We start from the raw sequence: 24,902 nt of genomic DNA, 5'->3' as shown, positions 1-24,902 counted from the left end.
CTGTTTGTCAAATACCAGGGCGCTTTCGTCGGGAGAATACGACCACAGGTGAGTAACGCGACCAAAGCAGATGACGTGCCGGACCCGGATGCCGACACGCCCGCCAAGGATCGGGGCAGGCCCCGCGGACGCCGTCGCGCCCGGGCGGCGCGGGCCGGGATATGGCTGATTGCGACAATGTCGCTGGCGGTGGCGATCCTTGCGGTGATTGGCTGGTCGCTCCTGGGCAAACCGCTGCGCGCGCCCGATTGGCTGCGCCAGGAAATTGCCGCGCGGCTGGCGGAGCAGATGCCGGGATATGCGCTCAGCTTTTCCGATATGACGCTGTTTGTGCAACCGGATCTGCGGCCGGAAATCGCGCTGTCCAATGTGGAATTGTATGATGGAGCGAATGATCGCAAGCTGTTGGAAGTGTCGCAGGTCGGCATCGCCTTTGCGCGTCGGTCGCTGTTGCAGGGCAAGATCCAGCCGAGTTCGGTCTCTGTGTCTGGTGTGTTCCTTCAGCTGAACCGAACCCCGACGGGGAATTCGATCTCGCGTTTGGGGATGGGTTGGGGCAGACCGGGCTTGGCGTCAACGGGCTGATCGCGCAGATTGATGAAATCGTATTTCAGCCCCGGTTCTCTGCCTTGCGAACCGTTGACGTCAATGCGGTGACCTTGGCCTATCAGGATGCGCGGGCGGGGCAATCCTGGACGGTGGATGGCGGGCATCTTGATCTCAGCCGCGAAAATGAAATCCTGCAACTGCGTGGTGATTTCGCTCTGCTGAGCGGGCGGTCCTATGCGTCGACGCTGGAAATCTTTGGCGAAAGCGCCATCGGGTCCAACGCGGTCAGCCTTGGGGTGGCGGTGACGGATGTGTTTTCCGGCGACATTGCCAGCCAAAGCGCCGCGCTGGCCTGGCTTGGGGTGTTGCGCGCGCCGATTTCCGGGGCTTTGCGCACCTCCTTTAACGAAGATGGTGCCTTGGGGCCATTGTCGGCCACGCTGCGCATTGGCGCCGGGGTGGTCCAGCCGACCGATGCCACCCGCCCGATCCCGTTTTCCGACGCGCGGGCATTTTTCACCTATGATCCGCAGGAAGACACCTTGCGGTTTTCCGAATTCGAAGTGGTCAGCGAATGGGTCAACGCCAAGGGCGAAGGCTCTGCCGTATTGGAAAACGTGACGGCGGGGCTGCCGTCGGCCTTGCAGGGGCAGGTCAAGCTGAGTGAAATCAGCGCCAATCCCGGCGATATCTATGATGCGCCGCGCAGCCTGTCGTCGGCGGATCTCGACTTTCATTTGGCGTTGAACCCGTTTGTGTTGCGCATCGGTCGGTTGACCCTGGTGGACAAAAGCCAGCCGCTGCGGCTGCGGGGGCGGATTGCGGCATTGCCGTTGGGGTGGGACATTTCGATGATGGCCCAGGCGGATGAGATCAAGCCTGGGCGGCTGCTGGAATTCTGGCCGGCCGATATCAAACCGGGCACCCGCAGCTGGATTTCGAACAATGTTCTGGACGGGGCCCTGCGCAACGTAGCGGTGCGGCTGCGGGCCCGGCCCGGCGATACCAAGCCCGACCTCTATGCCAGCGGCGAAGTGGCCGAGGCCCGTGTGCAGTTCATGAAACATATGCCGCCGGTCACTGGCGCCTCTGGATTGTTGCAACTGGAAGACCACCGATTGGTTGTCAGCATTGACAAGGGCGATTTGGTGGCCGGTCAGGGCGGCCAGATGGCGGCGGGCGGCACGGTGTTCACAATTCCCGACGTGCGCATTCCCGACAGCCCCGCCGAAGTCGATATTGCGGCAGAAGGCCCAATTCAGGCGGCGCTGTGGCTGTTGAACCAGAAACCGCTCGAGGTGCTGGATCGGGGCGGCAAGACACTTGATCTGGCCAGCGGCACGCTTCGGGTTGGTGGCAAGATCAAACTGCCGCTGAAGAAGAAGGTGTTGAAATCCGATGTTGAATTCGCGGTTCAGGGCCGTGTGTTTGACGTGATCAGCACCGAAATGATCCCGAACAAGGTTCTGGCGGCGGATGTGCTTCGGGTGTCGGCCGACAACCAGACATTTCGCATTGCCGGGGCTGGCACGGTCGAAGGCGTGCCCTTTGACGGTTTCTGGCAGACCCCGATTGCGGCAGAGCAGGAAAACCCCGTTGGCCGGGTCGAAGCCGATGTTGCCATTTCGCAGGAATTTCTTGAGGCCTTTGCCATCACCCTGCCGCCAGGATCCTTGTCGGGGCGGGGCAGCGGTCGGTTGTCGATGGATCTGCAAAAAGATGTGACGCCGGAATTTTCGCTCAGCTCCGATCTTGTCGGGCTGGGGCTGAAACTGGATGCGATCGGCTGGTCCAAACCGAGCGGGGCCAAAGGGGCCTTGCAGATCAATGGCACGCTTGGCACGCCGGCCCGGCTTGACCGGCTGTCATTGTCGGCACCGGGGCTGAATATGGAGGGCAGTTTGGCGCTGGCCGAAGGTGGCGGTCTGCGGTCGCTGGCGATTTCGCGGTTGCGGGTGGGGGGCTGGCTGGATGCGCCGGTGACCCTGACCGGGCGTGGCGCTGGCGCGGCACCGGCGGTGCTGGTCGGCGGCGGCAAGATCGACATGCGCAATGCGCCGTTTACCTCGACCAAGGGCGGTGGCGGTGCATCTGCAACCGGTGGCGGCACCTCGCCGCTGACCTTGGCACCGGATCGGTTGCAGATTTCCGATGGCATCATATTGACCGATTTCCGCGGCGATTTCACCACCCAGACCGGAATGCGTGGCAATTTCAGCGCCCGCCTGAACGGCGGCACGCCGGTGCGCGGCACGGTGGAACCGACAAACAAAGGCAGCCAATTCGTGATCAAATCCGACGACGCGGGCGGCACGCTGCGCGATGCGGGATTGTTGAAGAATGTGCAGGGCGGCAGTTTCGTGCTGAAACTGTTGCCGACCGGGGCGACCGGCACCTTTGACGGGGAACTGGATATTCGCGACACCCGCATCCGCAACGCCCCGGTGATGGCGGAATTGCTGAATGCGATTTCGGTGATCGGCCTGCTGGATCAACTGGGCGGGCAGGGCATCGCCTTTGGCGAGGTCGAGGCGCGGTTCCGGCTGACCCCGAAACAGGTGATCCTGACCCGGTCCAGCGCAACCGGCCCGTCGATGGGCATTTCGCTGGACGGCTATTACGATCTTGGCAACGGCACGATGGACATGCAGGGGGTGGTGTCACCGATCTATGTGGTGAACTTCGTCGGCCAGATCTTTTCGCGCAAGGGCGAGGGGCTGATCGGGTTCAATTTCAACCTCAAGGGAAAATCGGACAATCCCCGCATTCAGGTCAATCCGCTTTCCGCTTTGACACCCGGCATGTTCCGCGAGATATTCCGCCGCCCACCGCCCAAGGTACAGCAATAGACATCATGCAACTTTCCGATTTCGATTTCGATCTGCCGCAAGAGCGGATCGCCACCCGCCCCGCACGTCCCCGCAGCTCTGCCCGATTGTTGGTGGCCGAGGCCGGTGCCATCACCGATGCGACGGTCGGCGATTTGCCGGATTGGCTGCGCCCCGGCGACCGGTTGGTGCTGAACGACACCAAGGTGATCCCGGCGCGCCTGTCCGGTCTGCGGCGTCGCGAAAGCGCCCAGGGCGTGACCGAAGCGCGGATTGGCGTCACCCTGTTGGAACCGCGCGCCGATGGCACATGGTCCGCGCTGATCAAACCGTTGAAAAAGCTTGTCGATGGCGAAGAGATCCGGTTTTCCGAAACGCTGTCTGCGGTGATGGAGGGGCGGGCCGACGGGCAGGGGCATTTGCGGTTCAACCTGACTGGCGATGATTTTGACGCCGCGCTTGCGGCGGCGGGTGCCATGCCCCTGCCACCCTATATCGAGGCGCTGCGCCCGGCGGATGAACAGGACGTCGAAGATTATCAGACGGTCTGGGCGGCGCGCACAGGCGCGGTTGCCGCGCCCACAGCGTCGCTGCATTTCGATGATGCGCTCTTGGCCACGCTGCGCGCCAAAGGCGTGGAATTCACCAAGGTCACGCTGCATGTCGGCGCGGGCACCTTCCTGCCGGTGAAGGTCGATGATGTCACGACCCACAAGATGCATGCCGAATGGGGCGAGGTCAGCGATACCGCCGCCGCAGAGATTGCCGCCACCAAGGCCGCCGGTGGCCGGGTGATCCCGGTCGGAACCACGGCGCTGCGGCTGATCGAAACCGCCGCGCGCGACAGCGGTGCCATTCAACCCTGGCAGGGGGAGACCGATATTTTCATCTATCCCGGTTTTACCTTTCGCGTCACCGATGCGCTGATGACCAATTTTCACTTGCCACGGTCGACATTGATGATGCTGGTTTCGGCGCTGATCGGGCGGGACCGGATTCTTGCGATCTATGACCATGCCATTCGGCGGAATTACCGGTTTTTTTCCTATGGGGATGCCTCGCTCTTGATCCCGTGACGCACCCGTGAAAGGCGTTTGTTCAGGCCGCGACCCGAATTGCAAAGCGGCCAGCACATGCGCAATACGCGTCGTAGAAACAGCGCAGCAAAGGATTTCTGCATGAAAACCGTGATTTCAAATGCCTGGGCGCTGTTGTTGGGCATGCTGCTGCTGATGGTCGGGAACGGGCTTCAGGGGACACTGTTGGGTGTGCGGGGCCAGATCGAAGGTTTCAGCACGCTGGAAATGTCGATCATCATGTCGGCTTATTTCGTCGGCTTTCTTGGCGGATCGCGGCTTGCGCCGGAAATGATCCGCCGGGTCGGCCATGTGCGGGTCTTTGCGGCGCTGGGCTCTTTTATCTCTGCGGTGCTGATCCTCTATCCGACGCTGACCGATCCGATTGCCTGGACGATTGGTCGGGTGATCATCGGCTTTTGCTTTTCCGGTGTGTATGTCACCGCCGAAAGCTGGCTGAACAATGCCTCGAGCAACGAAACACGCGGTCAGACGCTGTCGGCCTATATGATTGTTCAGGTGCTGGGGATTGTCATCGCGCAGGGGCTGCTGCTGGTGGCTGATCCATCCGGCTTTACCCTGTTTGTGATTATCTCGGTTTTGGTTTCAGTGTCTTTTGCGCCGATCTTGTTGTCGATTTCACCAACACCATCGTTTGGCACCACCAAACCGCTCAGCCTGAAGGCGCTTTATGGCATTTCACCGCTGGGCTGTGTCGGTATGTTCCTGTTGGGCGGGGTGTTTGCATCACAATTTGGCATGGCCGCCGTCTATGGGGCGGAGGCCGGTTTGGGGCTTGGCCAGATCTCGATGTTTGTGTCGGCGTTTTATATCGGGGCCTTGGTGGTGCAATATCCGCTGGGCTGGTTGTCGGATCGGATGGACCGGCGGATGCTGATCCTGATTGCGGCGGCGGTCTGTGGCACCGGCGCGGTGCTGGGCATGATCGCGGGGCATGTCTTTGTCGCCTTGCTGATGTCCGCCCTGGTCATCGGCGGCATGTCAAACCCGCTTTATTCGCTGCTTTTGGCCTATACCAATGACTTTCTGGAGCTGGAGGATATGGCCGCGGCCTCGGGCGGGATGATTTTCATCAATGGTGTTGGCGCCATTTCCGGCCCGCTGATCACCGGTTGGGCGATGGGGTTTTTCGGGCCTCCGGGCTATTTCCTTTATATCGCGATCTTGACCTTTGCGCTGGCGGGATATGCCGGTTACCGGGCCTTGGTGCGGCCATCCAATCAACATGTTACCACCACAAGCTATGCGCCGGTGACCCCAACCGCCACGCCGGTTGCGGTTGAGTTTGCCCAGGAATTTGCAGCCGATGAAGCCGAGGAATCCGAGCAAACCCCGTAAATTGTTAACTTTGTCGCAATTCGTGATGTTTCTTTTCAGTAAAGGTTTTGTAAAAATGATTTTACTGGGGGACAGTTGCAAGGAGACCAGAGATGGTTGAACCCGATGAAATTCTGGCATTCTGGCTGGATGAAATTGGCCCCGCCGGTTGGTATCAGGCCAGTGATGCGCTCGACACGCAAATTCGCGAGAAATTTGAAACCGTCTGGCAGGGCGCAATGGAGGGGCGGCACGCGCTTTGGCTGACCTATCCCTCTGGCACGCTGGCCTATCTGATCCTGATGGATCAATTTCCGCGCAACATGTTCCGTGGATCTGGCATGGCGTTCAAATCTGACCGGGTTGCATTGGCCGCAGCCAAAAGCGCGATCTCCAAAGGCTATGACCAAAAGATCGACGCCCCGGCACGGCAATTCTTTTATTTGCCACTGATGCATTCGGAAAACCTCTGTGATCAGGACCGCTGTGTGCGGTTGATGCAGGAACGGATGCCAGAGGCCGACGGCAATCTGCTGCATGCGCGGGTTCATCGGGAAATTATCCGCAAATTCGGCCGGTTTCCGTATCGCAATGCCGCCCTGGCCCGCCATGACACCGCACCAGAGCAGGATTTCATGTCCAATGGCGGCTATGGCGAAACGCTGCAGAATTTGCAGAAAGCCAGCTGAGGTCGGCGGCAATATCGCTCGTCGATTGCAGCGTGCATTGATGCTTGCGGGGGCATCGGTTAGCCTTTCCTGACATTGACAGGGAGGTTGACCATGGCAACGCAAAGCTTTGATATGATTGTGATCGGTGCGGGGCCGGGGGGCTATGTGGCCGCCATACGCGGCGCGCAACTAGGGCTGAAGGTCGCGATCGTCGAACGCGAACATATGGGCGGCATTTGTCTCAACTGGGGCTGCATCCCGACCAAGGCGCTGCTGCGCTCCTCCGAGGTTTATCACCTGATGCAGAATGCCGGGGCCTATGGTCTTGGCGCGGATGCGGTCCATTATGATCTGGACGCGGTTGTCAAACGCTCGCGCGGGGTGGCGGCACAGCTGAACGCCGGCATTGGCCACCTGATGAAAAAGAACAAGATCACAACCTTTATGGGCCGGGCAAAGATTTCTGCACCGGGCCGGGTCTCTGTTGCGACCGACACAGAGGTCAAAGAGATCACGGCAAAACACATCGTCCTCGCCACCGGCGCGCGGGCCCGCGAATTGCCAGGGTTCGAGGCCGACGGCGATCTGGTCTGGACCTACAAACACGCCTTGACCCCGCCCAGAATGCCGAAAAAACTGCTGGTGATCGGCTCTGGCGCGATAGGCATCGAATTCGCCAGTTTCTACAATACCCTTGGCGCCGACACGACCGTGGTCGAGGTGATGGATCGCATCCTGCCGGTCGAAGACGCCGAAATCTCAGGCCTGGCGAAAAAGGCCTTTAAAAAACAGGGCATGACGATCCGCGAAAACACCATGGTCAAGAAGCTTGATCGCGGCAACGGACAGGTGACCGCCCATATCGAAACCAAGGGCAAGGTCACCGAGGAAACATTCGATAGCGTGATCCTCGCGGTCGGAATTGTCGGCAATACCGAGGATCTCGGTCTCGAAGCGCTTGGCGCCAAGGTCGAAAAAACCCATGTGGTGGTCGACAGTTACTGCCGCACCGGGGTTGAGGGGCTTTATGCGATTGGCGATCTCGCAGGCGCGCCGTGGCTGGCGCACAAAGCCTCACACGAGGGGGTGATGGTGGCCGAGCTGATCGCGGGCCAAAAACCACATGCGGTAGACCCGAACGCCATTGCCGGCGGCACCTATTGCCAGCCGCAGATCGCCTCGGTCGGTCTGACCGAAGTTCAGGCCAAAGAGGCCTGCCATGACATACGCGTCGGGCGGTTTCCCTTTATCGGCAACGGCAAGGCGATCGCGCTTGGCGAACCCGAGGGGCTGGTCAAAACCATATTCGACGCCAAAACCGGCGCGCTGCTTGGGGCGCATATGATCGGCGCCGAAGTCACCGAATTGATCCAGGGCTACGTCGTCGGGCGCCAGCTGGAAACCACGGAAGAGGATCTGATGAACACGGTCTTTCCGCATCCAACCCTCAGCGAAATGATGCATGAAAGCGTGCTCGACGCCTTTGGCCGTGCCCTGCACATGTGACGCGGCCTCGTGATGTTGCGCATCGGTCGCGCTGGCCTGCGTTTTCATCTGACCTGAAATATCCCCGCCGGAGGCTCCCGCCCTGGCCAAAAGCACAACCACCAAAAGCAAAAGCGCCCCCGGTCACCTGGGGGCGCTTTTCTATTTCTGCAATTGCCGCGGCAATCAGCGGTTTTCGATGTCCACATAATCGCGCTCGGTTTCACCCCGATAGAGCTGACGGGGGCGGCCGATCTTGTTTTGCGGATCATCCAGCATTTCTTTCCACTGCGAAATCCAGCCCACGGTGCGCGACAGCGCAAAGATCGGGGTGAACATCGACGTCGGGAAACCCATCGCCTCCAGAATGATGCCGGAATAGAAATCGACATTCGGGAACAATTTCTTTTCCGCGAAATACGGATCGGCCAATGCGGCCTCTTCCAGCGCCTTGGCGGTTGCGAGGATCGGGTTGTTTTCCACACCAAGAAGCTCAAGAACCTTATCCGCCGACTGTTTCATCACCGTCGCGCGCGGGTCAAAGTTCTTGTAAACCCGGTGGCCAAAACCCATCAGACGGAACGGATCATTCTTGTCTTTGGCGCGGGCGATATACTCGGGGATATTCTCGGGCGTGCCGATTTCCTTGAGCATTTCAAGACAGGCCTGGTTGGCACCACCATGTGCCTGCCCCCAAAGACAGGCAATGCCGGCGGCAATACAGGCAAACGGGTTCGCACCGGAGGACGATGCCAGACGCACGGTCGAGGTCGATGCGTTCTGTTCGTGGTCGGCATGCAGGGTAAAGATCCGGTCCATCGCGCGGCTGAGGATCGGATTGACCTCATATTCCTCGGCAGGCACGGCAAAGCACATGCGCAGGAAGTTCGACGCATAATCCAGATCGTTGCGCGGATACACAAACGGCTGGCCGATGTGATACTTATACGCCCAGGCCGCGATGGTCGGCATTTTGGCGATCAACCGGATCGAGGCCACTTCGCGCTGCCATGGGTCATTGATGTCGGTGGAATCGTGATAGAACGCGGACATCGCGCCCACCACGCCAACCATGATCGCCATCGGATGCGCATCGCGGCGGAACCCACGGAAGAAATGCTGCATCTGTTCATGCAACATCGTGTGGTTGGTCACGCGGTTTTCGAAATCTTCCAATTCCTTGCCGGTCGGCAAATGGCCGTAGAGCAAAAGGAAACACACCTCGAGATAGTGCGATTTGCCCGCCAGTTGATCAATCGGATACCCGCGGTGCAAAAGAATGCCTTCTTCGCCATCAATATAGGTGATGGTCGAGTTACAGGCCGCGGTTGAGGTAAAGCCGGGGTCATAGGTGAACACACCTGCCTGGCTGTAGAGTTTGCGAATATCGAGTACGTCCGGGCCAACGGTCGGACTATGGATCGGAAGCTCATAGCTTTGATCGCCAATCGTCAGGTTCGCGGTCTTCTTGCTGTCTGCCATGGTGTTCCCTTCGTCTTGCAAGCCGGGCCAGGATGCCGCGGCGGTCTAACATTCCAGTGACGTCAATTGATAAATCTATGCTTCAATCGGTGTCTCAGCGGCCCGGGCCAGTCGGGAAATTGTTTCCTCCTGGCCCAATACCAGCATCATGTCGAATACGCTCGGGGTTACGGAACGCCCGGCAAGAGCGGCGCGCAAGGGGCCTGCCATCTTGCCGAATTTTATCCCAAGCATGTCGCAGGCCTGGGATGTGACCGTCTCCAATTCGTCTCGGTTCCAGCTAGCATTTTGCAACTGCGGCGTCAATGCATCCAGTATACTACGGGATACTGGATCAAGGTTCTTGGCCGCTTTGGCATCCGGTGTGATGGGGGTGGGTGTCAGAACAAAGTGCGCCTTTTCAATGAGTTCCGGGAATGTCTTTGCCCGTTCCTTCAAGCAATACATCGCCCGCAACATCCCCTCGGATTGGCTTTCCGTCAGCGGGGTGCCACCGCTTACTGCCAAAAACGCCTGTAGTTCATGCAGCAGCGCAGCATCCTCTGCTGCCGCGATCTGCTGTCCACACAGGTTTTCCAGCTTCTTGAAGTCCAATCGTGCCGCCGATTTGCCAATGCCGTCCAGATCAAACCATTCTTTTGCCTGGGCATCGGAAAAAAATTCGTCATCGCCGTGGCTCCAGCCGAGGCGTGCCAAATAATTGCGCATACCGGCCGCAGGATAGCCCATCTTTTGGTATTCCTCGACCCCAAGCGCGCCATGCCGCTTGGACAACTTCTTGCCGTCCGGGCCATGGATCAGCGGAATATGGGCCCAGACCGGCACGTCCCAACCCATCGCGTCATAAATCATCATCTGGCGCGCGGCATTGTTCAGGTGGTCATCGCCGCGGATCGCATGGGTCACACCCATGTCGTGATCATCGACCACCACCGCCAGCATATAAACCGGCGTGCCGTCCGAGCGCAGCAAAATCATATCGTCGAGCTGATCATTGCGGATGGTCACATCGCCCTGCACCTGATCGCGGATCACCGTCGCGCCATCCTGTGGCGCCTTGATCCGCACCACATATGGCGCGTCCGGGTGGCTGGCCGGATCGGCGTCACGCCAGGGCGATTGATAGAGCGTCGATGTGCCCGCTGCGCGGGCCGCATCGCGAAAGGCCGCGATTTCGTCCTGGCTGGCAAAACATTTATAGGCCTTGCCGTCTGCCAACAATTGATGGGCGACCTCTGCATGGCGATCGGCGCGGGCGAATTGGCTGATCACCTCGCCATCATGATCCAGCCCAAGCCACTCCAGACCGCGCAGCAACGCGTCGGTGGCCTCGGGGTAGAGCGGGCGCGGTCGGTGTCTTCGATCCTGAGCAGGAATTTCCCGCCGTGGCCGCGGGCAAAAAGCCAGTTGAACAACGCTGTGCGCGCGCCGCCAATATGAAGGTAACCTGTGGGCGAGGGGGCAAAACGGGTCACCACCTGAGAAACGTCGGACATGGGGCGTTAACCTTTCGATAACTTTGGCGGGATAGTTTGGCCGCCTGATTACCCTCGCCAGCGAGCGGGAACAAGCATGAGGATGTTACAAGCTGTCGGTGACGCGCTGTTGGCGCAGCGTGGCGGGCTGATGCCCTGGGCACCGGTCTTTCTGGCATTGGGCATTGGGGGATATTTCTCGTTGTTGCGGGAACCGCCGGTTGCTGCATTGGTTGTCTTGGCTCTTGTCGCTGGGGGGGCGTTTTGTGTGGCGTGGCGGTCCGGGCCCCTGGTTGGTCCGGGGTTGATAGCGCTGGGGCTTCTGGCCGCTGGAATGGCGCTAGCGGGGGCTCGTGCGCATATCCTGGCCGGGCCGGTGTTGGATTTCCGCTATTATGGCCCGGTCGAGGGTCGGATCGTTGGCATTGACCGGTCTGCCAGCGGTGCTTTGCGGCTGACTTTGGATCAGGTTCAGTTGCAGCGCGTGCGTGATGTGCCCAACCGTGTGCGGATCTCCTTGCATGGGCCACCGGGACAGGGTGTCGTGCCACAACCGGGCATGCGGGTGATGACCACCGGACATCTCTCGCCGCCCCAGGGGCCGGTGGAACCGGGTGGCTTCGACTTTCGCCGCCATGCCTGGTTTTTGAAAATCGGTGCGGTGGGCTATACCCGCGTGCCGGTCCTGGCCAGCGCATTGCCGGGCAGTGGCAACCGTATCTTCGCCCTGCGAATTATCTGTCACGCGCGATGCAGGACGCCCTTCCGGGCGAAATCGGGGCCTTTGCCGCCGCCATCACCACCGGCGACCGCTCTGGCATGGGCGAAGGGACGTTAAAGGCGTTGCGCGACACAAACCTCGCGCATCTATTGGCGATTTCCGGGCTGCACATGGGGCTTTTGGCCGGGTTTGTGTTTTCCGTTGTGCGTCTGGCCATTGCGATGGTGCCCTTTGTGGCATTGCGTTTGCCGGGCCACAGGATCGCGGCGGTTTTTGCCTTGATCGCGGCGGCGAGTTATCTGGCGCTTTCGGGCGGAAATGTTGCCACCGAACGTGCCTTTATCATGGTGGCCGTGGCGTTGATCGCGGTGGTGTTTAACCGCCGTGCGATCAGCCTGCGTGCAGTGGCGCTGGCCGCATTGATTGTCTTGGTCCTGCGCCCCGAGGCGCTGTTGGGACCGGGGTTTCAGATGTCATTCGCCGCGACCACCGCCCTGGTTGCCGTGTTCAACCATTTGCGCGGGGCGCCAGAGGTGGTGCCGCGATGGCTTTGGGCGGTCTTGGCGGTGATCCTCTCGTCGGCCGTTGCCGGTTTTGCCACCGCACCGGTGGCCGCCGCGCATTTCAACCGCATCGCGCAATTCGGATTGGTGGCCAACCTTCTGACCGTGCCCTTGATGGGAATTTTGGTGATGCCCGCTGCGGTGGTGGCGGCCTGTCTGCGCCTTTTGGGCTTGAGGCACCGGCACTTTGGGTGCTGGGGCGCGGCTTGGCCTGGGTATTGAAGGTCGCCCATGAAATTTCCACCTGGGAGGGTGCATTGCGGCACGTCGTGGCACCCGATCCTTTGGTGTTGCCGATGATTGCCCTGGGTCTCTTGTTCGTGATTCTCTGGCGCGGGCGGGTTTGTGTTTTGGGCGTGCTGCCGGTCGCATTTGGTCTCATGCTATGGTTTCAAACGACCCGACCAGAGGTTCTGATCGCGGAAAACGGGTCTTTGGTTGGGATCAACCGCGAGAACGGTCGCGCCCTTAGCCGGGAACGTGGCTCAGGATTTGTTGCGCGGGTTTGGCTGGAAAACGATGGCGATGGCGCGGATCAGGCAGGGGCGGCGGCGCGATGGCAGGCGGCAGAAGCTGGTATCGCGTTCGCGGATTTTCCGGGCGGCGCAAGGCTCTGGCATATTTCGGGCAAGCGGGCCCGTGCTGAATTTTCCGTATGCGCCGAAAATGACGTGGTTATTTTCAACACAGACGGCGCGCTCCCAGCCGGTGGTTGCACAGCATACACACCACGCGACCTGCGCAGCACCGGTGCCCTGGCACTCACCTTTGCCAATGGTACACCTTTGATTGAAACCTCTGCGGCGCGCAGCGGTTGGCGGCTATGGACAGGGGAAAATCCGTCCGGCTCGCCCTAGTAGGTGCGGATCAGGCCGACCAATCGGCCCTGGACCTTGACCTTGTCCTCGGGAACAATTCGGGTTTCATAGGCTGGGTTCGCGGCCTCAAGCGCGACAACGCCACCGGTGCGACGATAGCGTTTCAAGGTGGCCTCCTGATCTTCGATCAATGCCACCACGATGTCACCATTGTCCGCAACATCGGTTTCCCGGATCACCACCACATCGCCGTCATTGATACCGGCGTCGATCATGGAATCGCCTTTGACCTCAAGCGCATAATGTTCTGCACCCTGGCGCAGCATTTGCCCCGGTACGGCCACCGAATGCGACATATGGGAAATCGCTTCAATCGGGACACCGGCCGCGATCTTTCCCATCACCGGCAGCTCTGCAACATGCAGCGGGACGGCGGGTGCCCTATGTGCAGCCGCGCCATCCATCGGGCGGGGCTGCGACACCTGGTTCGCAGCGGTCGGCGCACCGCCCATGGATTCCGGCAATTTCACAATTTCCAATGCGCGTGCTTTATGGGCCAAACGCCGAATGAAACCGCGTTCTTCCAGTGCCGTAATCAATCGGTGAATGCCCGATTTGGAGCGAAGATCCAAAGCAACCTTCATTTCGTCGAAGGACGGCGGAACGCCATCTCGTTGAATGCGCTTATTGATGAATTCCAGCAAGTCGAGTTGCTTTTTGGTCAGCATGCGTTCAAGCCTTCGCGGTGGTGGTTTTATTTTGTTCTACTCATGTTCCCGTTTTGTGTCAACTGTCGTCTTGCGCGGCCGTTGCAGGTCAATTCGGGGTGGGTGCCAAAATATATTTGCCGCGATAATAAGTTGTTAACTGCCCAGCGGAATATATTCGACAACATCGCCGATTTTGCGTGGCGCGTCATTCGGCGGACGGATCAGCAGTGCGTTTGATTGTGATAACATTCGCAGAAGGGAGGAATCCTGATTATCGAAAGGAGCTATGTCATTGGCCTGCAATGTGGCACGCATATAATGTTCGCGCGGCCCGCCAATCGGCAAATCGACTGATAACCTTGCTGGATATCTGGTAGCGGCGGCGGCAGACAGGCCCATCATGGCCCGGACGACCGGCGCAAGAAATATGTGGCCGCAAACCATGGCGGACACCGGATTGCCCGGTAGGCCGAGCATCATGGCGCTGCCAATTGTACCGGCCATCAACGGCTTTCCGGGGCGCATGGCGACCTTGTAAAACGCGCGGTCAAGGCCACGGTCACTGGCAACACGGGACACGATGTCGTGGTCGCCGACACTTGCGCCACCGATGGTCACGATCAGATCGGCATCGGCCGCCAGATCCAGGGTTTGGTCAAGCGACTGTGGCGTATCGCGGGCAATCGGCAGAAGCCGGGGCGCTGCGCCAAGTTCGCCTAGAAGCGCGAAAAGACCAAAGGTGTTGGAGGCAATGATCTGATCCGGACCGGGAATTTCCCCGGGCATGACCAATTCATCGCCAGTCGAAATTAATGCGATGTCTGGCTTTTTGGCGACGCAAACCTGGGCAACATTCATCGACGCAAGCAGGGCCACATCTTGTGGCGACAAGCGTCGCGGGGCGGTTAGGCGGTCACCTTGGCGAAAATCTCCGGCGGCGGGCCGGATGTTGTCGCCGGAACCCAAGGTGTCCTTCAGTTGGATATGGTTGCCGTCGCGCGTCACATCTTCCTGGATGACGACGCGATCCGCGCCAGTGGGCACCGGCGCGCCGGTAAAAATGCGCACGGCTTGGCCCGGATTGACTTGGCCGTCAAATCGATGCCCCGCAGCCGCTTCGCCAATGACGTCGAAGCGTGCGCCGGGCAGGGACTTCTGTCCGTATCACGGCATAGCCGTCCATCGCCGAGGCGGAAAATGGCGGTTGATTGCGGCGCGATATGGCGTCCTCGGCCAAGACGCGGCCGACGGCATTCAACAGCGGAACGCTTTCGCAGCCCAGCGGCCGCACCAGCGCGAACAAGTAGTCAAGCGCTTGGGAAACTGAAATCATGTCGCTTCGTAACGCCCTGATTTTCCGCCATCTTTCAATGTGACGCAGATCCCGCCAATCTCCATCGCTTTGTCCACCGCCTTGGCCATATCATAGACGGTCAAGGCGGTAACGGATACAGCGGTCAACGCCTCCATCTCGACGCCGGTTTGGCCGGTGGTCTTGACCGTGGCGGACAAACGCAGGCCGGGCAGGTTTGGATCCGGGGTCAGATCGACCGCCACTTTGGTAATCGGCAGCGGGTGACAGAGCGGAATAAGGGTTGAGGTGTGCTTTGCCCCCATGATCCCGGCCAATCGGGCAACCGATATGACGTCGCCCTTTTTAGCCGTTCCTTTGATAATGATATCAAAGGTTTCGGGCGACATCTTGATGTAGCCTTGGGCGATTGCAATTCGCGACGTGACCGCCTTGTCCGAGACGTCGACCATATGGGCATCGCCCTTGGCGTCGAAATGGGTAAGGTCAGCCATGGGCGGCCAGGGGTTGGGCCAACAGCGTCCGGGTGGCGGTTTCGACATCGGTTTGCCGCATCAGGCTTTCCCCGATCAGGAAGTTGCGGGCGCCAAAACTGGCCATGTCAGCGAGGTCAGCGGGGCTGTTCAATCCGCTTTCCGAGATCAGGACCTTGTCCGCCGGGGCGCGTTTCGACAATTGCCGCGTGGTATCCAGCGTGGTTTCAAATGTTTTGAGATTGCGGTTGTTCACCCCCAACAGCGGGGATTTCAACGCCAATGCCCGGTCCAGTTCGGCCGCATCGTGCACTTCAACCAAAACATCCATACCCCAGGAAAATGCCGCTTCTTCAAGCTCTTGCGCCTGATCGTCAGAGACGGAGGCCATGATGATCAAAATGCAATCGGCGCCCAGGGCGCGGGCTTCGGCCACTTGATAGATGTCGTACATGAAATCTTTACGCAATGCCGGCAGGCTGGTGGCATCGCGCGCCGCGGTCAGAAAGGATTTCGCCCCTTGAAAGGACGGGGTGTCGGTCAACACGGACAAACAGGTTGCCCCGCCGGCCTCATACGCGCGGGCCAGGGTGGCGGGGTCAAAATCCGCCCGGATCAATCCCTTGGAGGGTGATGCTTTTTTGACTTCGGCGATCAGGCCGTAACCGGTGGCCGAGGCCGCTTGCAACGCCGCGGCAAAGCCACGGGTCGGGCTGGCGGCGCGGGCGGCGGCCTCTACCTCTGCCAGGGGGATCGCGGCCTTGTCGGCGGCAATCTCTTCCAGTTTATAGGCTTTGATCTTGTCGAGAACGGTTTCAGTCATCTGCCAGTCCAGTCTATCGCGCTTTCCCCTTGGTTCATAAGCCAGTCGTTGACGCGACTAAAGGGGCGTGATCCGAAAAATCCCCGTCGCGCCGAAAGCGGCGAGGGGTGAGCGGTTTCAATCCGCAGGTGGTCGGGGTGGGTCATATCTGTGCCCAGCTTTTGCGCCGGTTTGCCCCAGAGCAACAGCGCACGTGGTTTTTGATCCAGTTCGGCAAGGATGTCGCGGGTCAGCGCGGCCCAGCCCAGTTTCAAATGTCCGCCAGGCCAAACCTGCGGGCACGGTCAGCGCAATGTTCAACAGCAACACGCCCTGATCCGCCCAGGCACGCAGATCGCCGTTGACCGGGCAGGCGCCCAGGTCATCACTCATTTCGGCGAATATGTTCTTTAGTGATCGCGGCAAGGGCGTCACATCCGGGGCGACGGAAAACGCCAAACCATGCGCATGGCCCGGTGTGGGATAGGGATCCTGTCCCAGCACAAGCACCCGCACCCGCTCTGGTGGACAGGCGTCCAGCGCGGCAAAAATCTGCGGTGCGGGCGGCAGGATCGGTCGGGTTTCTGCCGCCAAGGCCGCCTCAACTTTGGGCCAGTCGCGGTCGAAAAACCGCAGATGGGCCCAGGCCTTTGGCGGGGCGGCGATGGTCACGTGGTCTGTGTCGCCATCGCCAATGCGGTAATCCGCGCCTTGGCTGCGCCGCTGTCAATGGATTGCGCGGCGAGTGCGGCACCGGTTTTCAGGTCGTTGACCTTGCCCGCCACCACCAGCGCGGCGGCAGAATTCAGCAACACCGCATCGCGATAGGCCGACGGCGTGCCGTCCAGCAGGGCGGCAAAGGCGCGGCCGTTGTCCTCTGGGCTGCCGCCAAGAATATCCTCGAACGGATGCACCGGAAGTCCCGCATCTTCGGGGTGGATTTCGCGGTCGGTCACGGTGCCGTCTTCCAGCGCGGCGACCCAGCTGACGCCGGAAATCGCCAGCTCGTCCGTGCCATCAGAGCCATGCACCAACCATGCACGTTCCGATCCAAGTTCCGCCAGGGTTTCGGCCATGGGCCGGATCAAATCGCGGGAAAATGCGCCGGTCAGCTGGCGTTTGACACCGGCGGGATTGGTCAGCGGGCCAAGGATGTTGAAAATCGTGCGCGTGCCCAGCTCCTGGCGGGTGGGCATGACATGGGCAATGGCCGGATGGTGCATTGGCGCCATCATGAAGCAGATGCCGCACTCCGCCAGCGCCCGTTCCGCCACCTCTGGGCCGACCATCACATTGATCCCCATCTGGGTCAGCGCATCCGCCGCGCCGGATTTCGACGACAGGTTGCGGTTGCCATGTTTGGCCACCACCACACCGGCCCCCGCCACGACAAAGGCCGTCGCGGTCGAGATGTTCAGCGTGCCCTTGCCATCCCCCCCGGTGCCGACGATGTCCATCGCGCCGTCGGGGGCGGTGACCTTGTTGCATTTGGCGCGCATCACGGCGGCGGCGGCGGCATATTCCGCAACGGTTTCGCCACGTGTGCGTAGGGCCATCAACAGGCCACCAATCTGGCTTGGGGTGGCTTCGCCTTCAAACAGGATCTGAAAGGCGGCCTCGGCCTCTTCGCGTGTCAGCGGCCGGTCGGCGGCCGCCCCGATCAGCGGTTTAATGGCATTGCTCATGCGGGCACTTTCATCAGGTCGGTGAAATTTTTCAACAGGGCGTGCCCATGTTCGGACCGGATCGATTCTGGATGGAACTGCACGCCATGAATGGGCAGTTCCCGGTGCCGCAGCCCCATGATCGTGCCGTCTTCCAATGCGCCGGTCACCTCCAGACAATCTGGCAATGTCTCGGGTTCGACCACCAGCGAATGATAGCGCGTGGCGGCAAAGGGGCTGGGCAGGCCGGAAAGACACCGAGGTTGTTGTGATGCATGGTGCCCATCTTGCCATGTACGATTTCATGACAGCGCACCACTTTGCCGCCGAACGCCTGGCCGATGGCCTGATGGCCAAGACAGACACCCATCAGGGGCGTGCCGGTTTCCGCCGCCGCAAGCACCAGTGGCAGGCAAATTCCCGCCTGATCCGGGGTGGCGGGGCCGGGGGACAACAGGATTCCGGCGGGTTTCAGCGCCATCGCCTCTTGCACGTTCAGCGCATCATTGCGATGCACCTGCACATCCGTGCCCAATTCGCCCAGATAGTGGACAAGGTTGTAAGTGAAACTGTCGTAATTATCGATGAGCAGCAGCATGGAATGAACTTTGCCGTTATGGGCTGGAGGCCGAGGCCTTCACCGGGGTATAGAGATCGGGGTATACATGTTCAGGCTTGGCCCGGATCGTCAAGGGGTGGACGGGCAGGAACATCGACAGGCAGGACATCGGCGCGGGCCCGGACCAAAAGAGTCCCGATCCCGTTTGGTGAGGAGTGGGCACATGGCACAGGGTTTTTTCGCAGGGGCACTTTGGGGTGTTGTGGTGGCCGGTCTTGGGGCGGGCACATTGTCCGTTCTGACGGGCCCGGTTGTGGCCCCAAAGCCAGAGGTCACTGCGGCAACGACGGACACGCCCGCGGCACCACCGGCCAATGAGCCGGATGCGCTGCCGCGATCTGTGCCGCTGGCGGAGCAGGGCGATGATGCGTCGCCCCAGACCCCGTCGCCGGGCATCCCGGAACCGGAAAACGACGTTGATGATGTCGCGGTGGCCGATACCGCTAGCACAGGTTTGCCGGAAACCGGCGGTGCGGTGGCGTTGAATGCTGCACCGGATCTGGAGCCCCCGGATCGCGCCGGGGCGGGTCTGACCGCCGGGGAAAATCCGATCACGCTGGGGGGCGATGTTGTGCAGCCGGATCTGCCGGCGGCGGATGAATTGTCAATTTCCAGCAATCCTGCGCAGCCTCCCGCGCCGTTGGTCGAAGAGGTTGCACCGCGTCTTGGGAGCGCGGCACCGGTGGCCGATGCCGAGGTAGAAGCGCCCGAGGCCGAAAGCCCCGTGGTTGACCTGCCTGCGACAGCAGATTCCGAAGAGGCAGACCCAGTTCTGGCGGAAGATGCGGCGGACCCAGCGGTGACCAGCGGCGAAACGGCCGCCCCGCCCGAGGTGGTCGCCGCGCCGATCCAGGTGACGCCAGAGCCGGAAATCGTGGCGGACATCCCCCCGGTTGTCACAACCGAGGTCATGACGCCGCAAAGCGTCGAACCGCCCCGATCGCCGTCGGTGATGCAACCCGGCATATTGCCGGACATTGTTTTGCCGGGCTCCGTTCTGCCAGACTCCGCGTCGCGCGAACCTGCCCCCCTGCGCGTCACTGAAACCCCGCCCGACACTGAAACCTCGCCCAACACTGAAACTCTGCGTGACCTTGAAACCTCAGGCGACGGGGAAACACCACGCGACGGGGAAACCCTAGGTGACGTGGAAATCCCGCGCGAAGAGGAAACTCCGCGCCGCCCGCTTGTGACCGCATTGATTGATCGCGACCCGGTCGATCGGGGCGAGGATCGCCCATCGGTTGGCACCCCGGTTGGCACATTGGGCAACCTTGCCCCGACGGTGCGCACCGGGCGGCTGCCCACGCTGGGCGGGTCGGATGCCACGGCAGAGCAAGGCTCTGATACAAACCCGGACACATCGCAGGCCACCCAACGCCCGATCGAGGCCTTTGCCGTCGACATGGATGTCGCGCCGGACAAACCGATGATGTCGATCATCCTGATTGACGATGGCAAGACCCCGCTGGGGCTGGAGGCGCTGGAAAGCTTCCCCTATCCGATCACCTTTGCGGTCGATACCGGCTGGTCGGGGGCGGCGGCAGCCATGCGCAGCTATCGTGATGCCGGGTTCGAGGTCATGGCGCTGGCGGATCTGCCGCCGGGGGCCCAGGCCCAGGATGCCGAAGTGACCCTGGCCAGTGCGCTGGATCTGGTGCCCGAGGCGGTCGGCGTGCTGGAAGGCGGCAACAGCGGGTTGCAGGAAAACCGCGGCACATCTGAACAGGTGGCGCGCATTCTGGCCGACACCGGCCACGGGCTTGTTCTTTATCCCAAAGGGTTGAACACCGGTCAGGCGCTGGCGGCGCGGGCCGGTGTGCCGTCTGCCACGCTGTTCCGCGATTTTGACAGCAACGGCCAGACCGCCACCGTGATCCGCCGGTTTCTCGATCAGGCGGCGTTCAAGGCCGGACAGGAAGGCGCGGTTATCATGTTGGGACGGCTGCGGGCAGAAACCATTTCGGCGCTGCTGATTTGGGGGCTACAGGACCGGGCCAGCCGGGTGACGCTTGTCCCGGTCTCCAAGGTGCTTCTGGCGGACGCGCAAGAGGGGTAACCACAGGGGTAACTGCGGCCATCGCGGCCTGCACATTCCATGCCTTCCTGCACCCGCCTTTCTGCGGGGTCATATGGGGCAAAGACCCCGGCACAGATCAGGAAAACGGCTTGTCCGGTCTGAGCAGCGCCTGATCGCTTTCCGACAATTGGCCATAGCCGCGAAATCCGGCGTTGCGCCCCACCTTGAGCGCCGCGCCCATGCCGCGCCCCAGATGTTCCCAGACGATGCGGGTCATGCGATAGCTGTTCTCACTCTCGTGGGTGATGCGGGCGGTATATCCGGTCCAGGTGTTGTTTTTGACCGACGGCACCCGGTGCAAAAAGGTGAACGACCCTGTTGTTGCGCCGCGCCGTGCCACCATCGCCGCCACACCGCGTTCCTGACGGAAAAAGAAGCCGCCGAATTCACGGGTGCGCGGGCTTTCGGGCAGGCCGACGCGGGTCATGGCCTCGCGGGCCTCATGGCCACGGATGAAACAGAAATCGCCAAGCCGATAGACATAGACCAGCGCCTCGACAAATTTTTGCTGATCCATGAACGAGCGCCGGATGAAACGATAAAATCCATCAGGCAAAAGCTCTTGTGGAATTTGCGTCACGTCCGGCCCCAGGAACCCTGCGAGTTCCGGGTGATGCATCACAAATCCCGAAGTTGTTGCTATTTCTTCAACCGGTTCCAATAATATGCGCGCATCAACGTCAAAGAAGGCGCAGATCCGATGCAAAACGTCGGGGCGCGGAAAGCTTTCGCCGCTGAGATACCGGTTGAATTGCGTTCGGTTGATCCCGAGATCCCGGCAGAGGGCCGAAATCGACTTTGCATTACGACACAGATGTTTGAGATTCGCACCAAACATGGCGCGCAGGTCCGCAGGAGAGGCGGATGAGCCGGAATTAGATGTGACAGTTTTCGGCACTTTGTTTCGCACTCCGTCTTCTTTGGTCATTTCAGGCGCGAAACGTTCAATCAACTCACGAACTTGGTCGTTCTGACGCATGTTTGATGCTGTTTCACGTCATCCGACGCTCATTAGCTACAGATTTGACCCAGACTGGCACAAATTACAAGCCCGACAGGCGTTCAAGGTGCATTCGCAAGGGCGAAATTTGTGCCACATTTAACAGGACGGGACGAAATAAAGGTTGAACAAATGTCACTCAGACGCATGTGCGGAGTCGTTCTGTGGAGCAATCCTGACGATCAGAAAGCGGTGATCTGGTGCGAAGACCAGGGTAGCCTTGCCTATTATGTCGAGCCAGAAGACAGCGCCATGTCCGGCGTTGCGCTGGATGCAGGTGATCTAATAGAATTCGAACTGCGCGAAGAGCGTCAGTTCCGGCGGGTTACAAACCCCGTTCTATTGGTCGAGGATCATGCCCCGGAACTTGCCCGCCAATTGGGCAATTGCGCCAATATCGATGATGCCACCCGCCGCGATGGCACGCGGACCGATGGATGGGCCACAAATATCGTACAATTCCCGCGCACCCGTGATTGGGCCACGCCGCGCACTTCGGGGAAACACGTTATTGCCTAGGCCAATTTGATTGGGCCAGTTTCGACTGGCTCAATCTGGTCGGGTCCATTTCTGTTAGGTTTTATTCAGTCAGGTCCAATCTAGTCAGGTCTATTTCAGGCCTATTCTAGTCAGGTCCAATCCAGTCGGGCACACTCATGTCTGGCGCAGTTTGATCAGGCGCAGTTTCAACGGATGATCGCCGATCGCTTTACGGGTCGGGGTCAGGAACGAAAACCGCCGCCAAGGCATGTGCTTTGGCGGCGGTTTTGGTGTTCGTGAAACCGGCGGGAGGCCGGTTGTGTTTATTCCGGTCCGCGGCTGATGGCGGCGACGCCGGTGCGCGCCACTTCGACCAATCCCAACGGACGCATCAATTCGGCAAACGCATCAATCTTGTCCGGTGCGCCGGTGATCTGAAACACAAAGCTTTCCAGCGTGCTGTCCACCACATGGGCGCGAAACACATCAGCCAGCCGCAGCGCCTCGACCCGGTCATCACCCTTGCCGGTGACCTTGATCAGCGCCAATTCGCGTTCGACCGATGGCCCCTCGACAGTCAGATCATGCACCCGATGCACCGGGACAATCCGCCCCAGCTGTGCCTTGATCTGTTCGATCACTTGCGGCGTGCCGGTGGTGACGACGGTGATGCGCGACAGATGGCCGGTATGGTCAACCTCGGCCACGGTCAGGCTTTCGATGTTGTAACCGCGACCGGAAAACAGACCGATGACCCGCGCCAGCACGCCCGGTTCATTGTCAACGATGGCCGCAAGCGTATGGCGTTCCTGCACATCGGAAAAATTCGGCCGCAGGTTGTATGCGGAATGTTTGTTGGAACCTTTTTTGATTTTTAGCGCAGACATTGCGATTTCCTTTTAAGACGGTGCGCGGGCAATGCGCACCCAACAGAGGGTTGGGGTGGGGTGCGCCGATCCGGCGCACCGCTCATGTCTCACACCATCACCGCGCCTTTGGTGCCAATCGCGTCTTTGGTCGATGCCGCGCCAAGCAGCATCTTGTTATGCGGCTCGCCCGAGGGGATCATCGGGAAACAGTTTTCGTGTTTCTCGACCAGGCAATCGAAAATCACCGGCCCGTCGTAATTGATCATTTCCATGATCGCATCATCCAGATCGGCCGGATCAGAGACCTGAATCCCCTTGGCGCCAAAGGCTTCGGCCAATTTGACGAAATCGGGCAGGGATTTGGACCAGGAATGCGAATACCGCTCGCCGTGCAGCAATTCCTGCCATTGGCGCACCATGCCCAAACGTTCATTGTTCAGGATAAATTGCTTTACCGGCAGGTTGAATTGCATCGCAGTGCCCATTTCCTGCATATTCATCAGCCAGCTGGCCTCGCCTGCGACATTGATCACCAACGCGTCGGGGTGGGCGACCTGGGCCCCGATGGATGCCGGAAAGCCATATCCCATGGTGCCAAGCCCACCAGAGGTCATCCAGCGATTGGGGTCTTCGAACCCAAGGTATTGCGCCGCCCACATCTGGTGTTGGCCCACTTCGGTGGTGATATAGCGGTCATGGCCCTTGGTCAGTTCTTCCAACCTGTGCAACGCATATTGCGGTTTGATGTTGGGACCGGATTGTTTGAATTTCAGACAATCCGTTGTGCGCCAATCCTCGATCTGCGCCCACCATTTCTGAAGCCCCTCGCGGTTCACCTTGCGACCACGGGCTTTCCAGACTTTCAGAATGTCTTCCAGCACATGGGCGACGTCACCCACGATCGGCATGTCGACCCGGATCACCTTGTTGATGGACGAAGGGTCGATATCAATATGCGCCTTGCGGCTGTTGGGCGAAAACGCGTCCAGCCGCCCGGTGATCCGGTCGTCGAACCGGGCGCCGACGTTGATCATCAGATCACAGCCATGCATCGCAAGATTGGCTTCGTAGAGACCATGCATGCCCAACATGCCCAGCCAATGCCGCCCGCTGGCGGGATAGGCGCCCAGACCCATCAAGGTCGAGGTGATCGGAATGCCGGTCGCTTCGACCAGTTCGCGCAAAAGCTGGCTGGCCGCGGCCCCGGAATTGATCACGCCACCGCCGGTGTAAAACACCGGGCGTTCCGCGGTTTCCAGTGCCTCGACCAATTCGGTGATGGTCTCCATGTCACCTTTGACGCGCGGCTGATAATGGCCCAGATCGGCCTTGGCGGGCGCAACATATGTGCCGCTGGCGAATTGCACATCCTTGGGGATGTCGATCAGCACCGGACCGGGGCGGCCCTTGGTGGCGACATGGAATCCTTCGTGGATGGTCGAGGCCAGTTCGTTGGTGTCCTTCACCAGCCAGTTCATTTTCGTGCAGGGGCGGGTGATGCCAACGGTATCGGCCTCCTGAAAGGCATCAGAGCCGATCATGAAGGTTGGCACCTGGCCGGTCAGAACCACCAGTGGGATGGAATCCATCAGCGCATCGGTCAACCCGGTCACCGCATTGGTCGCACCGGGGCCCGAGGTCACAAGAACAACACCCGGCTTGCCGGTCGACCGGGCATAGCCTTCGGCGGCATGCACCGCACCTTGTTCATGGCGCACCAAAATATGGCGGATCTCGTTCTGTTGAAAGACCTCGTCATAAATCGGTAGCACAGCACCGCCGGGATATCCGAATACCGTGTCCACACCCTGATCCTTCAGGGCTTGAACCACCATTTTTGCTCCGGTCATCTGACGTGTCATTTTGTTGCTCCGATCAAGACGTCAT

General features: G+C 60.2%; 16 protein-coding genes and 5 pseudogenes. 9 read left to right on the top strand and 12 right to left on the bottom strand.

What is annotated here, in order from left to right; all coding sequences use genetic code 11:
* Positions 1-48: 48 nt before the first annotated feature.
* From AC0L4F_RS15450 to lpdA, 6 genes are all read left to right on the top strand, one after another.
* Entirely contained in the window at positions 49-585 is a 537-nt protein-coding gene (locus tag AC0L4F_RS15450) for a hypothetical protein (RefSeq protein ID WP_244689845.1), read from the top strand.
* Positions 552-3,398 (top strand): YhdP family protein, encoded by a 2,847-nt coding sequence (locus AC0L4F_RS15445; protein WP_244689843.1) that lies wholly within the window; start codon positions 552-554, stop codon positions 3,396-3,398. The genes AC0L4F_RS15450 and AC0L4F_RS15445 overlap by 34 nt, the downstream gene beginning before the upstream one ends.
* Before the next feature lie 5 nt (positions 3,399-3,403).
* Positions 3,404-4,453 carry a tRNA preQ1(34) S-adenosylmethionine ribosyltransferase-isomerase QueA gene (gene queA / locus AC0L4F_RS15440; protein ID WP_244689841.1) on the top strand — a complete coding sequence of 350 codons (1,050 nt, stop codon included), beginning with the start codon at positions 3,404-3,406 and terminating at the stop codon, positions 4,451-4,453.
* Positions 4,454-4,555: 102 nt separating this feature from the next.
* Entirely contained in the window at positions 4,556-5,812 is a 1,257-nt protein-coding gene (locus tag AC0L4F_RS15435) for an MFS transporter (protein WP_244689839.1), read from the top strand.
* Between the two features lie 92 nt (positions 5,813-5,904).
* Complete coding sequence (locus tag AC0L4F_RS15430) at positions 5,905-6,480, top strand: DUF924 family protein (RefSeq protein WP_244689837.1); 576 nt, start codon at positions 5,905-5,907, stop codon at positions 6,478-6,480.
* A 93-nt stretch (positions 6,481-6,573) separates the two neighbouring features.
* Positions 6,574-7,968: a dihydrolipoyl dehydrogenase gene (lpdA, locus tag AC0L4F_RS15425; RefSeq protein ID WP_244689835.1), complete on the top strand. Its 1,395-nt coding sequence runs from the start codon at positions 6,574-6,576 to the stop codon at positions 7,966-7,968.
* A gap of 165 nt (positions 7,969-8,133) precedes the next feature.
* Here lpdA and gltA read toward each other — a convergent pair whose 3' ends face one another.
* Entirely contained in the window at positions 8,134-9,429 is a 1,296-nt protein-coding gene (gene gltA / locus AC0L4F_RS15420) for a citrate synthase (protein ID WP_244689833.1), read from the bottom strand.
* 75 nt (positions 9,430-9,504) lie between these two features.
* Positions 9,505-10,925, bottom strand: a pseudogene (gene gltX, locus AC0L4F_RS15415) (glutamate--tRNA ligase).
* A gap of 76 nt (positions 10,926-11,001) precedes the next feature.
* On the opposite strand from gltX, the pseudogene AC0L4F_RS15410 reads away from it, so the two are divergent.
* Positions 11,002-13,045: pseudogene (locus AC0L4F_RS15410) on the top strand (ComEC/Rec2 family competence protein).
* Here the strand turns inward: AC0L4F_RS15410 and lexA are convergent.
* The 7 genes and pseudogenes from lexA to AC0L4F_RS15375 all read right to left on the bottom strand — a co-directional run bounded on the left by lexA (position 13,042) and on the right by AC0L4F_RS15375 (position 18,565).
* Entirely contained in the window at positions 13,042-13,734 is a 693-nt protein-coding gene (lexA, locus tag AC0L4F_RS15405) for a transcriptional repressor LexA (protein ID WP_244689831.1), read from the bottom strand. The pseudogene AC0L4F_RS15410 and the gene lexA overlap by 4 nt on opposite strands.
* Before the next feature lie 135 nt (positions 13,735-13,869).
* A pseudogene (locus AC0L4F_RS15400) lies at positions 13,870-15,049 on the bottom strand (molybdopterin molybdotransferase MoeA).
* A complete protein-coding gene (moaC, locus tag AC0L4F_RS15395) occupies positions 15,046-15,522 on the bottom strand; it encodes a cyclic pyranopterin monophosphate synthase MoaC (RefSeq protein WP_244689829.1) in 477 nt (158 codons plus the stop codon). Before moaC ends, AC0L4F_RS15400 begins: the two are co-directional and overlap by 4 nt.
* On the bottom strand, positions 15,515-16,324 hold the full coding sequence (gene trpC, locus AC0L4F_RS15390; protein ID WP_244689827.1) for an indole-3-glycerol phosphate synthase TrpC: 810 nt from the start codon (positions 16,322-16,324) through the stop codon (positions 15,515-15,517). The genes moaC and trpC overlap by 8 nt, the downstream gene beginning before the upstream one ends.
* Positions 16,321-16,969: pseudogene (locus tag AC0L4F_RS15385) on the bottom strand (uracil-DNA glycosylase). Before AC0L4F_RS15385 ends, trpC begins: the two are co-directional and overlap by 4 nt.
* A 2-nt stretch (positions 16,970-16,971) precedes the next feature.
* Positions 16,972-17,988 carry an anthranilate phosphoribosyltransferase gene (gene trpD, locus AC0L4F_RS15380; protein ID WP_244689825.1) on the bottom strand — a complete coding sequence of 339 codons (1,017 nt, stop codon included), beginning with the start codon at positions 17,986-17,988 and terminating at the stop codon, positions 16,972-16,974.
* Positions 17,985-18,565 (bottom strand): annotated as a pseudogene (locus AC0L4F_RS15375) (aminodeoxychorismate/anthranilate synthase component II). The gene trpD and the pseudogene AC0L4F_RS15375 overlap by 4 nt, the downstream one beginning before the upstream one ends.
* Before the next feature lie 184 nt (positions 18,566-18,749).
* Between AC0L4F_RS15375 and AC0L4F_RS15370 the strand changes: the two are divergent.
* Positions 18,750-20,645, top strand: coding sequence for a divergent polysaccharide deacetylase family protein (locus tag AC0L4F_RS15370; protein WP_244689823.1), 1,896 nt, complete (start codon positions 18,750-18,752; stop codon positions 20,643-20,645).
* Between the two features lie 97 nt (positions 20,646-20,742).
* Here AC0L4F_RS15370 and AC0L4F_RS15365 read toward each other — a convergent pair whose 3' ends face one another.
* On the bottom strand, positions 20,743-21,504 hold the full coding sequence (locus tag AC0L4F_RS15365) for a helix-turn-helix domain-containing protein (RefSeq protein WP_244689821.1): 762 nt from the start codon (positions 21,502-21,504) through the stop codon (positions 20,743-20,745).
* 294 nt (positions 21,505-21,798) lie between these two features.
* On the opposite strand from AC0L4F_RS15365, the gene AC0L4F_RS15360 reads away from it, so the two are divergent.
* Positions 21,799-22,185, top strand: coding sequence for a hypothetical protein (locus AC0L4F_RS15360; protein ID WP_244689819.1), 387 nt, complete (start codon positions 21,799-21,801; stop codon positions 22,183-22,185).
* 284 nt (positions 22,186-22,469) lie between these two features.
* Here the strand turns inward: AC0L4F_RS15360 and ilvN are convergent, their stop codons facing one another.
* Positions 22,470-23,033 (bottom strand): acetolactate synthase small subunit, encoded by a 564-nt coding sequence (ilvN, locus tag AC0L4F_RS15355; protein WP_244689816.1) that lies wholly within the window; start codon positions 23,031-23,033, stop codon positions 22,470-22,472.
* 89 nt (positions 23,034-23,122) lie between these two features.
* On the bottom strand, positions 23,123-24,877 hold the full coding sequence (locus AC0L4F_RS15350) for an acetolactate synthase 3 large subunit (protein WP_244689814.1): 1,755 nt from the start codon (positions 24,875-24,877) through the stop codon (positions 23,123-23,125).
* Positions 24,878-24,902: the final 25 nt, after the last annotated feature.

The organism is Marinovum sp. J2-8, assembly GCF_055808435.1.
Note: the sequence above shows the minus strand (reverse complement) of the source record. Positions and strands in the feature narration are given on the sequence as shown.